This is a genomic window from Streptomyces sp. TLI_171, assembly GCF_003610255.1.
GTDB lineage: Bacteria > Actinomycetota > Actinomycetes > Streptomycetales > Streptomycetaceae > Kitasatospora.
Genome location: NZ_RAPS01000001.1, coordinates 2,919,320 through 2,934,323 on the forward strand (window position 1 = coordinate 2,919,320; position 15,004 = coordinate 2,934,323).

Here is a 15,004-nt window from a genome sequence, read left to right on the forward strand (position 1 = left end):
CCGGGTCAGCGGCGCGGGTTGGGCGGGGTGTCGAGTTCTTCGAGGTCGATGCCGGGGGCGGCGAGCAGGACGTCCCCGGTGAGGTGGATTTCGCGGACTTCGCCGGTGTCGAGGTCGGTGACCCGGTAGTGCTCGACGGGGAGCGGGCCGGTGTCGGTGGGGTGGTCCTCGACGGCGTGCAGCTGCCAGCCCTGGTCGAGGGTGCGGGGGGCGAGGGCGTCGCCGGTGAAGGAGACCAGGCGGATCCGGGCGTCGGCTCCGGGGTCGAGGGCCAGCAGGCGGGCGGTGGCGACCAGGAAGGCCGGGGAGTCACCGGTGAAGGCGTGCGCCCGGTCCTGTCCTTCGGCGGCGTCGAGGCCGGTCTCGGCGGCGGCCCGGACCCAGTGCACGCCTTCGAGCGCGCCGCCGCGCACCTGCCAGTCGCCGGCCCGGAGTTCGAGGCGGATCGGGCGGTGGCGGGCGTCCAGCGTGAGGTCGGTGGTGCCGAGGACGGTGCCGTCCGGCCGGTAGGTCTTCGAGACGTAGCGCCAGCCGGCCGGGCCGGGGGCGCAGCTGAAGCGCTCCTCGCCGAGCGGGGTGCCGTCGTGCGGGTCGTGGAGGGAGTAGCGGCCGTTCGGCATGGGGTGAAGCCTACGCAGCGAGCTGCCCGGCCGGCAGGCGAGGATCGTGCCGGTCCGGTCCGCGGGCGGAGCCGGACGGTCGACGTGGGTCCGGGCGAGCGGGCGGCGGAGCCGAGCGGCCGGACCACCGAGGTGCTGCCGGAGCGGTGACCCGCGGCGGTGCGGGACCGGCATGCAACCTCCGCGGGGGCGGGCCGCATCAGGGGGGCGGTGGCGCGGCCGCGCCACCGGTGACGGGGAGGAGGGGCGCCGATGGCGGAGCCGACGCGGGACGAGGAGTTCACCGCGTTCGTGGCCTCCAGGGCGGTCTGGCTGCGGAAGGTCGCGTACCTGCTGTGCGCGGACTGGCACCGGGCGGACGACCTGGTGCAGGAGAGCATCACCAAGCTGTACACCCACTGGGGTCGGGCGGGCCGGGCGGAGAACCGGGACGGCTACGCGCGGACGGTGCTGGTGAACACGTTCCTGGCCGAGCAGCGCACCGCGTGGTGGCGGCGGACCAGGCCGTCGGCGCGGCCGCTGGACGCGGTCGTGCCGGGGACGGACCTGGCGCTGTCGCTCGATCTGCGGGAGGCGTTGGCGGCGTTGCCGCCGCGGCAGCGGGCCACGGTGGTGCTGCGGTACTTCTGCGATCTGACGGTCGAGCAGACCGCGGCCGAGCTGGGGTGTTCCAGCGGCAATGTGAAGAGTCAGAGCTCGCGGGCGTTGGAGACGCTGCGGGGTTCGGTCTGGCTGCGTCCGGCGGGGAGGGTCGAGGCATGACGGAGGAGCTCGCCCAGGGGGAGCAACTGGCGGTGAAGATGCAGGAGTTCGTGGCGGTGGCGGAGCGGGCGGCGCCGCCGTCGACGGTGGATCCGCTGCTGGCGGTGCGGCAGGGCCGTGCGACGGTGCGCCGGCGGCGGTGGACGGTGGCGGCGGCGGTGGGCGCGGTGCTGTTGGCGTCGGGGTCGTTCGCGGTGCTGCAGGGCGGTTCGGGGACGGGGGCGGCGCCGGTCGGCCCGGTCGACGTCCGGCCCTCGTTGGCCCCGTCGCCGACCTCGAACGGGTTGCCGCCCGGGTACGCGCTGCCGACCGGGGGCAGTTCGGCGGTGCCGGTGGAGGGCCGCACGGTGCTGACGGTGCCGGGCCGGTTCGGCTGGCTGCCGGACTCGGTGACCGGTGTGGAGTACCGCTCGGGGTCGACCGGGGTGGACGTGGTGGCCGGCGGCGGCGTCGCGGAGGGCCGGCGGTTCGCCCTGTCGGCGTTCCCGGTGGGCGTGACGCCCGGGGTGGACGCGCTGGTGGCCGCGGGCGACGGCGTGCGGGTGGACGCGCCGCCGGTGAACGGCCAGGAGGCGTACTGGGTGTCGTCGACCGATCCGGGGTACGCGGCGGCGATGAACCAGCTGCGGTTCCGGGCCCCGGACGGGCGCTGGTTCCAGCTGGACAGTTCGGGGCTGACGGACCAGGAGCGGACGGAGCTGCCGCTGCGGATCGCGGCGGGGGTGGTGGTGGGTCCGTACACGCCGCCGATGCCGTTGGCGCTGTCCTCGCTGCCGGCGGACGCGCTGGTGTCCTACGCGGAGCTGTACCTGCCGGTGCGGCCGGACGGCCGCTGGCGGGCCTCGGTGAACTTCCAGGAGCAGGGCAGCCACTACCTGATGATCAGCGTGGAGCCGGATCCGCCGGAGGCGGTGCCGAGCGGGGAGCCGATCGAGTCGAACTACCCGCACGCGTGCGCCGCCGCGAACGGCGCCCGCTGGTGCGTCAACTCGCTGCAGCCGGTGGCGGGTTCGCCGGTGGGTGACCCGGCGGCCTGGCTGGCCCGGGTGGTGGCACGCGGCGCGGACCCGGCCGGGTGGTCGGTGGACGTGCTGCCGTAGGACGGAACGCGCCGGTGCCCGGCACCCCCTGCGGACAGGGGGTGCCGGGCACCGGTGTGACGTGCTGTCAGTAGCGGTACTGCTCGGCCTTGTACGGGCCCTCGACCGGGACGCCGATGTAGTCGGCCTGCTCCTGGGTGAGGGTGGTGAGCTTGACGCCGAGGGCGTCGAGGTGGAGGCGGGCGACCTTCTCGTCCAGGTGCTTCGGCAGCACGTACACGCCGACCGGGTACTGCTCGGTCTTGGTGAACAGCTCGATCTGCGCGATGGTCTGGTTCGCGAAGGAGTTGGACATCACGAACGACGGGTGGCCGGTCGCGTTGCCGAGGTTCAGCAGGCGGCCCTCGGAGAGCACGATGATGGTCTTGCCGTCGGCCTTGCGCCACTCGTGGACCTGCGGCTTGACCTCGGTCTTCACCACGCCGGGCAGCTGGGCGAGGCCGGCCATGTCGATCTCGTTGTCGAAGTGGCCGATGTTGCCGACGATGGCCTGGTGCTTCATCCGGGCCATGTGCGAGGCCAGGATGATGTCCTTGTTGCCGGTGGTGGTGACGAAGATGTCGGCGATCTCGACGACCTCGTCCAGGGTGGTGACCTGGTAGCCGTCCATGGCGGCCTGCAGGGCGCAGATCGGGTCGATCTCGGTGACGATGACGCGGGCGCCCTGGCCGCGCAGCGACTCGGCGCAGCCCTTGCCGACGTCGCCGTAGCCGCAGACCACGGCGACCTTCCCGCCGATGAGCACGTCGGTGGCGCGGTTGATGCCGTCGATCAGCGAGTGGCGGCAGCCGTACTTGTTGTCGAACTTCGACTTGGTCACCGAGTCGTTGACGTTGATGGCCGGGAACAGCAGGTTGCCGTCGCGGTGCATCTCGTACAGGCGGTGGACGCCGGTGGTGGTCTCCTCGGTGACGCCCTTGATGGTGGCGGCGACCTCGGTCCACTTCTGCGGGGTCTCGGTGAGGGTGCGGTTGAGCAGTTCCAGGATGATCCGGAACTCGTCGTTGTCCGCGGTGGACGGGTCCGGCGCGGCGCCGGCCTTCTCGAACTCGACGCCCTTGTGGATCAGCAGGGTGGCGTCACCGCCGTCGTCCAGGATCATGTTGGGCGTCTGGCCGTCGGGCCAGGTGAGCGCCTGCTCGGTGCACCACCAGTACTCCTCCAGGGTCTCGCCCTTCCAGGCGAAGACCGGCACGCCCTGCGGGTTCTCCGGCGTGCCCTCGGGGCCGACCGCGATGGCGGCGGCGGCGTGGTCCTGGGTGGAGAAGATGTTGCAGGAGCACCAGCGGACCTCGGCGCCGAGCGCGGTGAGGGTCTCGATCAGCACGGCGGTCTGCACGGTCATGTGCAGCGAGCCGGTGATCCGGGCGCCCGCGAGCGGCTGGGTGGCGGCGTACTCGGCGCGGATCGACATCAGGCCGGGCATCTCGTGCTCGGCGAGCTGGATCTCCTTGCGGCCGAACGGGGCCAGGGAGAGGTCGGCGACCTTGAAGTCACCGGTGGGCTGGGTCGACATGCGAACTCCTCGCTGCATGGGCCTGTTTACGGGTGTGCTGAGCGGCAGGGGGACGCCTGGGGCGGCCCTCTGCTGCGGCACAATCCGTCGGAGGACCTCTCTCCCTCGACCCGAGCCCGGCTCCGATCGACCGCCATCAGCAGCGACGTTTGGCACTGCTGACGAATCTACACCGATCGGACGCGTCTCAGTGGGCGTTCCGGCCCGGACCGCCCGGAGTGGCGTCGGCGTCGGGGCCGGCCAGCGCCTTCTCCTCGGAGTAGATGTCCGGCTCCAGGTAGATGGCGCGCGCGATCGGCACCGCCTTGCGGACCCGGACCTCGGCGTGGTCGATCGCCTCGGCGATCACCGCCGCGCTGTCCTCCGCGTTGACGCCGATCTTCGCGGCGACCAGCAGTTCCTCCGGGCCGACGTGCAGGGTGCGCATGTGGATGACCTCGGTGACGGTGTCGTGGTCGACCAGCGCGGCCCGGATCTGCTCCACCACCTCGGCGTCCGCGGACTCGCCGATCAGCAGCGACTTGGTCTCCGAGGCCAGCACCAGCGCGATCACCACCAGCAGCAGGCCGATGCACAGGGTGCCGACGCCGTCCCAGACCGCGTCACCGGTCATCACCGTCAGCCCGACGCCCAACAGCGCCAGCACCAGGCCGATCAGCGCGCCGGTGTCCTCCAGCAGCACCACCGGCAGCTCGGGGGCCTTGGCCCGCCGGATGTACGAGGACCAGCCGTGGGCGCCCTTGGCCTTCGAGGCCTCCCGGTAGGCCGTGAGGAAGGAGAAGCCCTCCAGCAGGATGGCGAACACCAGCACGCCGACCGGCCAGTACCAGTTCTCCAGCTCGTGCGGGTGGGCGATCTTCTCGTAGCCCTCGTAGATGGCGAACATGCCGCCGAGGCTGAACAGCACGATGGAGACCAGGAAGCCGTACACGTACCGCTCGCGGCCGTAGCCGAACGGGTGCTCCGCGGTGGCGGCCCGCTGCGAGCGCTTGCCGCCGACCAGCAGCAGCACCTGGTTGCCCGAGTCGGCCACCGAGTGCACGCCTTCGGCGAGCATCGAGGACGAGCCGGAGAACGCGAACGCCACGAACTTGCCGACCGCGATGCCCAGGTTCGCGGCCAGTGCCGCCACCAACGCCTTGGTGCCGCCTTCGGTACTCAACCCGGTACTTCCCTCCGCGTGGGCCCTGGCTTTGCCGGGCCTTGGTTGACGAGGGGACGATACCGTGTCAGTTCCTGGTGGCGAGGCCCAGGTACACCGCGGCGAAGTCGGTCAGGCCGATCAGCTCGGCCAGCGCCTGCAGCGGGTCCTCCAGGCTGGAGGCGTGCTCGGTCACCCGCACCTCGTGCGCCGCCGCCAGCCGGCGGGCCCGGGCCACCGGCCAGGCCGCCGCCTCCAGCTCGACCACGCCCGGGGTGTGACGGAGCATCAGCACCTGCAGCTGGAGCGGCACCGGCTCGTCCACCCGGTCGCGGAAGAAGTCGTCCGGGTCCGCCCCGGCGCCCAGCCGGCCGGCGAACATGCCGCGGTGCGCGGTCAGCGCCTGCGGGAGGCGGGCGGTCAGCGCGGGCAGGCCGGCCCGGTCGGCCAGCGCCGCCGCGAACCGCTCCCCCGCCGCCGCGGCCGACGCCCCCTCGGACCACAGCAGCGGTACGGTCTCGGCGAGTCGGCCGGCCAGCGTCTTCGCCGGGTTGTCGTACGCCTGGGCGTCGGGGCGGCAGCGCACCGCCACCTCGTCCAGCCGGTCGGCGGCGCCCTCCAGCGAGCCGGGGGCCAGCTGGGCCACCCCGATCCGGTCGGCCAGGGTCAGCAGCGGGGCCAGGAACGCCCACAGCGCGGCCGGGTCCTCGGCGGGCAGGTCGGGCTCGGCGTCCGTGCCGTCCGGCTCCACCGCGCTCGGCTCGAACGGCAGCGGCAGGCCGCGCACCTGCAGGGCGGCATCGGCCAGCTCCGAGCCGTCCGGGGCGATCACCGCGATCGCGCAGCCCCGGGCGTACGCCTGCTCGGCCAGGTTGATCAGGCCGCCCTCGCGGCCGCCCGCGCTGGCCAGCACGATCAGGTCCAACGAGTTGGCCCAGCCCGGCAGTTGCCAGGTCTCGCCGTCGGTGAAGGCCGGGCCGGCCGGGCGGGCGTCGGCGGGCGGCAGCGGCCACACCTGGGCGCTGGGCACCGCCAGCGCCGCCAGCACCGCGGCCGCGGTCAGCACCCCGCCGTGGCCGGCCACCAGCACCGCGCGCGGACGGCCGTCCGGGTTCAGCGCGTTGACGCCGGCCGCGTCGGCCCGCCGCAGCGCGATCCGGATCCGGGCGCCCGCTCCGGCCAGCGCCAGCAGCTCCCGCCGGCGGTCGGCGGACTGCAGGGCGGCCGGGTCGTCGAGCAGGGAGTCGTCGAACATGCGGCTGGCCTCCAAGCGACTGGCGGGGCAGGACGTCAGGACGGGCGGCGGGCCTCGTCCACCAGCAGGACCGGAATGCCGTCGCGCACCGGGTACACCAGGCCGCAGCCCTCGCCGGTGCAGCGCAGCTCGTGCACCTCGCCCTCGGTCTCCTCGGCGAGCGGCGAGCGGCACTCCGGGCAGACCAGGATCTCCAGCAGGAAGGACGGCAGGCTCATGGCGGACGGCTCCGGGGACTCTCGTGGCGGTCGTGGTGCGGGGCGGTGCTCGGTGGTGCGCAGTGCTGCTTGGTGCTGCTTCGTGGTGCGAAGGGCCGTGACACAGCAGTACCCCGGCCGGTGGCAACCCTACCGGCCGGGGCACCCGAAAAGTCAGCGGCAGGCTGACGGGGCGGTCAGCCCCGCACGATCGCCAGCACGCCGTCCCGCAGCTCGGCCATCTTCGCCGGGTCCTTGGCCTCGGCGTTCAGGCGCAGCAGCGGCTCGGTGTTGGAGGCGCGCAGGTTGAACCACCAGTCCGGGCCGGCCACGGTCAGGCCGTCCAGCTCGTCGGTGGTGACGCCCTCCAGGCCCGCGTACGCGGCGCGCACCTTCTCGGTGGCGGCGGCCTGGTCGGCGACCGTGGAGTTGATCTCGCCGGAAGCGGCGTACCGCTCGTACTTGGCGGTCAGCGCGGACAGCGGGCCGTCCTGCCCGCCGAGCGCGGCCAGCACGTGCAGCGCGGCCAGCATGCCGGTGTCGGCGCGCCAGAAGTCGCGGAAGTAGTAGTGCGCGGAGTGCTCGCCGCCGAACACCGCGTCGGTGACCGCCATCTCCTGCTTGATGAAGGAGTGGCCGACCCGGGTGCGGACCGGGACGCCGCCCAGGTCGCGGACCACCTCGGGCACCGTCCAGGAGGTGATCAGGTTGTGGATGATGGTCGGGTTCGCCTCGCCGTTGGCCTGCGCGCGGGCGATCTCGCGCTCGGCGACCAGGGCGGTGATCGCGGACGGGGAGACCGGGTCGCCGTTCTCGTCGATCACGAAGCAGCGGTCGGCGTCGCCGTCGAAGGCCAGGCCGATGTCGGCGCCCACCTCGCGGACCTTCGCCTGCAGGTCGACCAGGTTGGCCGGGTCCAGCGGGTTGGCCTCGTGGTTGGGGAAGGTGCCGTCCAGCTCGAAGTACATCGGGACGACGTCCAGCGGCAGGCCGTCGAACACGGTCGGCACGGTGTGGCCGCCCATGCCGTTGCCCGCGTCCACCGCGACCTTCAGCGGGCGGATCGCGGTCAGGTCGACCAGCTTGCGCAGGTGCGCGGCGTAGCCGTCCAGGGTCTCCTTCGCGGAGAGCGCGCCCACGGCGGCGTCGGAGGCCGGCACGTGCACCTTGCCGTCCTCGTCCAGCCAGGACTCGACCAGCTCGCGGATGTCCGACAGGCCGGTGTCCTGGCCGACCGGGGCGGCGCCCGCGCGGCACAGCTTGATGCCGTTGTACTGGGCCGGGTTGTGCGAGGCGGTGAACATCGCGCCCGGCAGGTCCAGGCTGCCGCTCGCGTAGTACAGCTGGTCGGTCGAGCACAGCCCGATCTCCACCACGTCGGCGCCGCGGGAGGCCGCACCCTCGGCGAACGCCCGGGACAGCGACGGCGAGGACGGGCGCATGTCGTGGCCGACCACGACCGCGCTGCCGCCGACCACCTCGACGAACGCCGCACCGAAGGCGTACGCCAGCGACTCGTCCCACTGGTCCGGCACGACGCCCCGGACGTCGTACGCCTTCACAAGCTGCTTGAGGTCCCGCACCAGAATGCTCCCGTGTGTGTGCTTCGCTGTGCTGCGCGCGGCGGAGGCATCCGTCCGAGCCGCAGAGGGGCAGCGTACCCGTAGCGGGAGAAGCGCCGGTGTCGGCCTCGGGAGGGCCGGACTCAGCTCTCCGGCGACCGCAGCACCCGCAGGTGGCCGCGGCGGCCCGACTCGCTCTCCGGGGAGGACCCCTGACGGGGTGTGCGCTCCTGCGGGCGGGCCGCCTCGCGCACCGCGTTCGCCAGCGCCTCCAGGTCGTCGCTGCTGCGCCGCAGCGGCCCCGCGTCGACGGCCAGCCGGACCACCTCCCAGCCGCGCGGGGCGGTCAGCCGCTCCGCGTGCTCGGCGCACAGGTCGTAGCAGTGCGGCTCCGCGTACGTGGCCAGCGGGCCGAGCACCGCCGTGGAGTCGGCGTAGACGTACGTCAGCGTCGCCACGGCCGGACGGCCGCACGCGGTCCGCGAACAACGACGTACAGAGCTCACGAGGGTGGACGGTACCGCACTGGGGACCGGCCCGCGAAGACCCGCCCCCCGGCTCGCGTGTCCCAGGTCGTCACGCGCCGTGCTTGAGTGGTCCACTTCCGGGCATCCAGGGACTACGCTCGACACTGCTATGGACAGCTCGACACCCTCGTCCCCGCCCGGTCCCGGCCGCCGAAGGCACCGCGACCGGCACGGCCGCGGCCTGCGCGGGCCACTGGCCCCGCCGCAGGTGCCCATCTCGCTGACCCGCGCCGAGCTCTTCGACGACTACGTCCGGGAGTCCATGGAGCGGCTGGTCCGACGCTGGCCCCAGCTGGAGGACGTGGAGTTCGCCGTCCTCGAGGTGCCGCTGCCCGCCAAGGGTGAGCCGGAGCCGGACGGCGTTCCGCTCGGCCGGGTGATTCCGGGCGCGGCGGGGCGGCGCAGCCGGATCCTGGTCTACCGGCGGCCGGTGGAGATCCGCGCCAAGTCCAAGGAGGACCGGGCGGCGCTGGTCCACGAGATCCTGATCGAGCAGGTCGCGGAGCTGCTCGGGCTTTCCCCGGACGCGATCGACCCGCGCTACGGCGAGGAGTGAGCCGAGGGGCCCTGCCGGGCCCCTCGGCGGCCGTCGCGGCCGCGTTCTCCGTTACCTCAGCACCACGCCCGGGTCAGCGGCCACCTGCGGCACCTCGACGGTGGCGTGGTCGTCGCGCAGTTGCTGGGTGGTGAAGGCGGGGACGTCCCGGGACGGGATGGTGAGCTGACGGGTCGCCAGCACCGGGCCGCCGCTCAGGGTCTGCACGGTGAGCGCGTACGGGCCGTTCAGGCCCGCCGGGTCGATGCCGTCCACGGTGACGGTGGTGCCGGCCGGGACGTCGACCTCCTTGGCGGCGGGGGTGCCGCCGCTCGCACCGGCGGAGGAGCTGACCCGGACCTTGGCGTCGGAGTCGACGGCGGTCAGCAGCAGGGCGGTCTGCCCGCCGCGGTCGTCGGCGACGGAGGCGCGGGCGCCGACCGGGGAGCCGCCGGAGAGCCAGGCGGCCTCGGTCTTGCCCTTGTTCTCCCGGTCGACCCGCAGGCCGGCCACCACCGGGGTGGCGTGCTTGGCGTCGCTCGGGGTGAGCCGGATCGCGCTGGCGCCCTCCCGGGTCTCGGCGGTGAACTGGAAGTCCAGACTGGCCGTCATGCCGGCCTTGACGTGGATGGTCTCCTTGCCGGCGGGCGTGAACCAGCCGTTCTTGCCGGAGAGCTGGACCTTCAGGTCGGCGTCGTCGGTGGAGTCGGTGGCGACCACCAGGTGCGCGGTGGTGACGTCCGCGGGGATGCCGGGGACGGTCACCGAGGGGGCGGGGTCGGCGGAGGGTTCGAGCCAGTCCGCTCCCTTGCCGCCGTCCAGGGCGTGCAGGCTCGCGCCGACGCGCCCGCTGCGGGTGACCACGTGCACGGCGAGGTCCTTGACCGGCCCCTTGGTGAGGCCGCTGAGCAGCATGGTCTTGAACGAGCCGGGGGCGACCGCGATGCCGGTGGCGAGCTCGTTCTCGATCAGGCCCTTGTCGCCGTACATCCGCAGGTCGACGACGGCGGGCAGGGTGTCGGCGTTGACCAGCGTGACGTAGTCGACCCGGTTGCCGTCGGTGCTCGCGCCGGAGAACCAGAAGCTGGTGCCGGACGGCGCGCAGCGGGTGCCGGACAGCGAGGCGCCGCCCTGCTCGGAGCTGGTGGTCTGGGTGACGGTGAAGCCGGGGGCGAGGTTGCCGGTGGCCAGCGCGAAGGTGCCGGGCGCGGTGTCGGTGTTGGCGGCCGGACCGGTCGCCGGGACACCGGGCTTGTCGAGCTTGACCCGGGCGTCCACCACCGGCGCGGGGGCGGCGGACGGGCTTCCGGACGCCTGCCCCGAGGGCTGCCCGGACGGCGCGGCCGAGGGCTGCCCGGACGGCGCGGCCGAGGCGCCGGCGGCGGGCTGGACCGGGGCCTGGGCGGCGATCACGTTCTCGCGGGTGACGTCGCCGAGCAGGCCGGTGCCGGCTGAGCCGGTGCCGCCCTCGGGGCTGAACAGGGTCAGGTTGGTGGAGCCGACGGCGCCCTGCAGCGGCGGCGGGCAGACCAGCGAGGTCCGTTCGACCTGGGCGGTGCTGCGCTTGCCGGTGGCGCCCGCTTCGGGGGCGACCGGGGAGCGCAGCTCGGCGACGCCGAACACCAGGCCGAGCACGGCGACGCCGGCCAGCAGCGACTGGCCGGTACGGCTGCCGCCGGCCACGCTGCTCAGGTCCGGGGCCTTGAGCTTGGGGGCTTTCAGGGTGGGCTTCTTCATCGCGGGTCAGCTCCCCGTCCCGGGCTGCTGCGGGTGGTGGCCGCCGCCGTAGGGGTCGTTGGGGTCGTGTGGGGGGTACCCCCAGCCGTCCACGGCCGGGGGAGTGGTGGGCTGCTGCTGTTCGGGCAGCCAGGGCTGTTGCTGCTGCTCGTCCTGCGGGTAGCCGGCCGCGTACGGGTCGGTCCAGCCCTGGGCGGGCGGGGTGTCGTAGCCGTAGGACTGCTGCTGGCCGTACTGGTCGTAGCCGTCGGGCTGCTGGTAGGGCGCGCCGACCGGCTGCTGCTGGTTGTAGTCGTAGCCGTAGCCGTCGGACGGGTAGCCCTGCTGCTGGTACGGGTCGGCCTGGTACGGGTCCGCCTGGTAGGGGTCGGCCTGGTACGGGTCGGCGAACGGCTCGGGTTCGGGCTGGTAGTCGGCCGGTTCGGCGTCGCCGGCGGGCTGGGCGGGGATGCCGGGGGTGTAGACGCCCGGCTCGTCCTCGCCGTCCTCGCCCTCGCCGCGTTCGGCGAGGCGGCGGGCCCGGCGGCTGCCGGGGAGGGGGGCCTGCGCCTGGGCGGCGGCGGCCAGCGCCTGGGCGGCGACCACCTCCTCGGGCAGGTCGTCGTCGTTGGTGTTGCGGCGGCCGGGCAGGGCGAGCACCAGGACGACCGCGCCGAGCAGGAGTTGGCCCCAGACCCAGCCGGTGTGGGCGAGGCTGCCGGTGCGGGTGACGTCGAGCCGACCGCCCGCGGCGGGCAGCTCGAAGCCCTGCGCCCAGCCGTCCAGGGTGACGGCGGTGAGCGGCTTGCCGTCCAGGGTGGCCTGCCAGGCGGGGTCGGCCTGTTCGGCGAGCCTCAGCTGCCGGCCGGCCGGGCCGGCCGGGACGGTGCTCCAGATGTCGTGGGCGCCGGCGGGGACGACCACGGGGGCGGCGCCGGGGCTGATGATCTGCGCCCGGGTGCCGGGGATGCTGGTGACCTGCCAGAGGCCGACGCCGTTGTCGAGGCTGAGCCGGATCACACCGGGGGTGGTGTCCAGGACGTCCCGGACCTTGCCGATCACCGGGTCCTTGACCTGGACGTAGTTGACGCCGTATCCGGCCAGCGTGCGGGCCAGGTCGCCGCCGGAGCCGGCCAGCAGCTTGGCGGTCAGCTCGCCGAGCCGGTGGTCGGCGGCGGCGTCCACGGTGCCCTCGGCCTGGCCGGTGGTCAGGCCCGGGCCGCGGACCAGCGTGTACCGGACGGCGGTGCCCCCGGCGTCGCCGGTGACCATCAGGGTGCGGGCCCGGTCGGTGGTGTCGGCGGCCTCCGCGATGAACGCGGGGACCTGCGCGGCGGCGGCGCGGCGCAGCGGGCCGTCGGCCCCGGCGATCGCCCACCAGGCGGCGGTGCCGAGCGGGGCGAGCACGGCGGCGGCGAGCACCAGCGCGGCCACCGGCTGGCGCCAGCCGAACGCGATGCCGGAGACCCGGGCGTTGGCGCCGTCCGCGCCGATCGCGGCGGCGGCGAGCAGGGCGACGCCGGCCAGCAGGGTGGCGGGGCCGGCCCAGGCCGCGGTGTCGGTTCCGCCGGAGGCGGGGGTGACGGCGGTGCCGGCGACGATCACCGAGAAGACCAGCCCGGCGGCGGCGGCGCCCCAGGCGGCGAGCACCGCGCGGCGGCGGTCGGCGCGCAGCAGGGCGGCGAGGGCGGCGAGCACCACGCCGGCGGAGAGCCAGACCGGGGGCACGCCGGCGCCGCCGGGGTTGACCAGGATCAGGCCGACCGGGTCGGCGGCGGGGCCGTTGAACCCGGCGACGCCGGCTTCCAGCAGCAGCCGGGAGGGGTGCGAGAGCACCTCCAGCGACCAGGGCGCGAGCACCAGGACGGGCACGCCGAGGATCACCGCGATGCGCAGGCCGAGCAGGCGCAGCGCCTGCCCGCCGCTGCCGAACGCGCCGCCGCGGAGCACCGCGTGGGCGAGTGCGGCGAGGCAGAGCGGGACGGCGATGGCCCAGGTGAGCGGGACGAACGCGGTGCTGACGGTGAGCACCAGCACGGTCATCCAGGCGGACCGCCAGCCGGGGCGGGCGCCCTTGGCGGCGGTCTCGGTGCGGATGCCGAGGCCGGCGGTGATCGCGGCGGCGCGGGCCAGCGGGGGCAGCAGCACGGCGAGCACCGCGGTGCCGATCCGGCCCTGGGCGAGCGCGCCGGTGGCGGCGGGCAGCAGCGCGTAGGTGGCGCTGGCCCAGGCGCGGACCAGCTTGGAGGCGATCAGCGGCCGGGAGACCAGGTAGGCGCTGACCGCGGCGAGCGGCACGGAGAGCACCACGATCAGGGTGATCGCCAGGTCGGCGTGGTCGAACAGCGCCCAGGAGAGGATCGCCAGCACGGCGAGGTAGGGCGGGGCGGTGGCGGTGGAGCCGGTGCCGACGGGGTGCCAGGGCGCGGCGTACATGTTCCACAGGCCGGCGGCGCCGTCGGCGGCGGGCAGCAGGGCGCCGCCCTGCAGGTAGCCGGAGCCGATCAGGTCGCGGCAGGCGACGAGCGCGAACAGCAGCAGGGCGGCGAACAGCACGGGGGCCGGTCGGCGGACCAGCTTCTTGAGCAGCGCGAACTGTTCGACCACCAGGTCGTCGGTGTCCTCGTCGCCGGGGCCGGACTCGACGGAGCCGTGCCGGCCGCCGGAGTCGTCGCCGCCGCCGATGCCGAGCGAGCCGACCACGTTCTCGACGGCCAGGCGGACGGTGGCGCCGGGGGCGGGGAACAGGGTGCGGTCGTCCAGCGAGTCGACCGAGCGGGTCCGGCGGCGGCGCGCGCGGGAGGCCATCAGCCGTGGCAGCCGCAGCAGTTCGTGGCCGAGGCCGGCGATCTCGTCGTAGGCCTGGCGGGGGTCCTTGCCGACCAGGTTGACGATCACCCGGAGGATCGTGCCGAGGATCAGCCGGAGCAGGACGTAGGGGAACAGCGCGCCCTTGGAGTTGGCGAGCAGGGTGTAGACGGCGCCGGCCTTGTCGACCCGGTGCGGGTGGGCGGAGGCGCAGTCGATGGCGCGGCGTTCGCGGCTGGCGGCCTCGGCGTGCCGGAGCACCGCGTCGGGGGCGACCACGACCCGGTGGCCGGCCGCGTTGACCCGCCAGCAGAAGTCGGTGTCGTCCCGCATCAGCGGCAACGCCCGGTCGAATCCGCCGAGTTCCTCGAAGACGTCGCGGCGCACCAGCATGCCGGCGGAGGAGACGGCGAGCACCGGGCGGACCTGGTCGTGCTGGCCCTGGTCCTGTTCGCGGCGGTCGAGTCCGGTCCAGCGGCGGCCGGAGCGGGCGATGGTGACGCCGACCTCGAGGAGCTGCCTGCGGTCGTACCAGGAGCGGAGTTTGGGGCCGACCACGGCGGCGGTCGGGGTGGAGTCGGCGACCTGGAGCAGTCGGCGCAGGGCGTCGGTCTGCGGTTCGCAGTCGTCGTGCAGCAGCCAGAGCCATTCGACCGGCTGGGTCTCGCGCGGTCCGCCGCGGCCGAGTTCGTCCTCCGCGCCGAGCGGGTCGCCGAAGTCGTCCCAGCCGCCGGTGACCGGGTCGTAGCCGGACGGGTCGAGGCTGTAGGAGAGGTCCTCGGGGCGCAGCGGGGGGCTGTTGAAGACGGCTTCGCCGATGGCGCGGCCGAAGCCGACCCGGCGGCCGAGGATCTGCGGTCCGCTCTCCGGGAGCCAGTCGCCGAGGGTGTCGGCGAGCAGCTGCGGGGAGTTGTCGGTGGAGCCGGTGTCGACGGCGAGGATGCGCTGGACCTGCCGGTCCTGGCCGAGCAGTCCGGCGAGTGCCTGCGGCAGCCAGCGGGCGCCGTCGTGCGAGACGATCACCGCGGTGACCAAGTGGCGCGGGTAGGCGGGCGGCCTGGCAGCGGAGAAGCCGCTCTGGTGGCTGTAGACAGTCATCGGGTGCGCGGACCACCGGTTCGGGTTTGACGGCAGATGACGCACCACACTAACGGCTCCGGGTGGCGGGGTTGTCCCGGGTCGGTGTGAAGAGACGGTGCAGCGGGTATCGCGCCCGGCGCCAGGGTCGCCCGGCGATGCGAAAGCGCCCCACCTGTTCGGTGAGG

At 74.3% G+C, this 15,004-nt stretch carries 12 protein-coding genes; 3 read left to right on the plus strand and 9 right to left on the minus strand.

Features of this window, described 5'->3' with window-relative positions:
• Positions 1-5: 5 nt before the first annotated feature.
• Positions 6-620: a hypothetical protein gene (locus BX266_RS13205; RefSeq protein ID WP_099907802.1), complete on the minus strand. Its 615-nt coding sequence runs from the start codon at positions 618-620 to the stop codon at positions 6-8.
• Between the two features lie 252 nt (positions 621-872).
• On the opposite strand from BX266_RS13205, the gene BX266_RS13210 reads away from it, so the two are divergent.
• Complete coding sequence (locus BX266_RS13210) at positions 873-1,382, plus strand: SigE family RNA polymerase sigma factor (RefSeq protein WP_099899586.1); 510 nt, start codon at positions 873-875, stop codon at positions 1,380-1,382.
• A complete protein-coding gene (locus tag BX266_RS13215; protein WP_099899588.1) occupies positions 1,379-2,482 on the plus strand; it encodes a hypothetical protein in 1,104 nt (367 codons plus the stop codon). The genes BX266_RS13210 and BX266_RS13215 overlap by 4 nt, the downstream gene beginning before the upstream one ends.
• 67 nt (positions 2,483-2,549) lie before the next feature.
• Here BX266_RS13215 and ahcY read toward each other — a convergent pair whose 3' ends face one another.
• The 6 genes from ahcY to BX266_RS13245 form a co-directional block, all read right to left on the minus strand.
• Complete coding sequence (gene ahcY / locus BX266_RS13220; protein WP_099899589.1) at positions 2,550-3,998, minus strand: adenosylhomocysteinase; 1,449 nt, start codon at positions 3,996-3,998, stop codon at positions 2,550-2,552.
• Positions 3,999-4,185: 187 nt separating this feature from the next.
• Complete coding sequence (locus BX266_RS13225; RefSeq protein WP_099899591.1) at positions 4,186-5,160, minus strand: cation diffusion facilitator family transporter; 975 nt, start codon at positions 5,158-5,160, stop codon at positions 4,186-4,188.
• Between the two features lie 67 nt (positions 5,161-5,227).
• Positions 5,228-6,394 carry an SIS domain-containing protein gene (locus tag BX266_RS13230; RefSeq protein ID WP_099899593.1) on the minus strand — a complete coding sequence of 389 codons (1,167 nt, stop codon included), beginning with the start codon at positions 6,392-6,394 and terminating at the stop codon, positions 5,228-5,230.
• A 35-nt stretch (positions 6,395-6,429) separates the two neighbouring features.
• Positions 6,430-6,612 carry a Trm112 family protein gene (locus tag BX266_RS13235; RefSeq protein WP_099899595.1) on the minus strand — a complete coding sequence of 61 codons (183 nt, stop codon included), beginning with the start codon at positions 6,610-6,612 and terminating at the stop codon, positions 6,430-6,432.
• Between the two features lie 176 nt (positions 6,613-6,788).
• The gene (locus BX266_RS13240) at positions 6,789-8,177 is read right to left on the minus strand and encodes a phosphomannomutase/phosphoglucomutase (RefSeq protein WP_099907804.1); all 1,389 of its coding nucleotides are present in this window, start codon (positions 8,175-8,177) and stop codon (positions 6,789-6,791) included.
• A gap of 119 nt (positions 8,178-8,296) precedes the next feature.
• Positions 8,297-8,725, minus strand: coding sequence for a DUF3499 domain-containing protein (locus BX266_RS13245; protein ID WP_099907806.1), 429 nt, complete (start codon positions 8,723-8,725; stop codon positions 8,297-8,299).
• Positions 8,726-8,789: 64 nt separating this feature from the next.
• Here BX266_RS13245 and BX266_RS13250 point away from each other — a divergent pair, with 64 nt between their 5' ends.
• Positions 8,790-9,236 carry a metallopeptidase family protein gene (locus BX266_RS13250; RefSeq protein WP_099899597.1) on the plus strand — a complete coding sequence of 149 codons (447 nt, stop codon included), beginning with the start codon at positions 8,790-8,792 and terminating at the stop codon, positions 9,234-9,236.
• Between the two features lie 51 nt (positions 9,237-9,287).
• Here the strand turns inward: BX266_RS13250 and BX266_RS38575 are convergent, their stop codons facing one another.
• Both BX266_RS38575 and BX266_RS40835 read right to left on the minus strand, forming a co-directional pair.
• Positions 9,288-10,952, minus strand: a complete 1,665-nt coding sequence (locus BX266_RS38575) for a DUF5719 family protein (protein WP_099899599.1) — start codon at positions 10,950-10,952, stop codon at positions 9,288-9,290.
• Positions 10,953-10,958: 6 nt separating this feature from the next.
• Positions 10,959-14,837, minus strand: coding sequence for a glycosyltransferase family 2 protein (locus BX266_RS40835; RefSeq protein ID WP_099899601.1), 3,879 nt, complete (start codon positions 14,835-14,837; stop codon positions 10,959-10,961).
• Positions 14,838-15,004 lie beyond the last annotated feature (167 nt).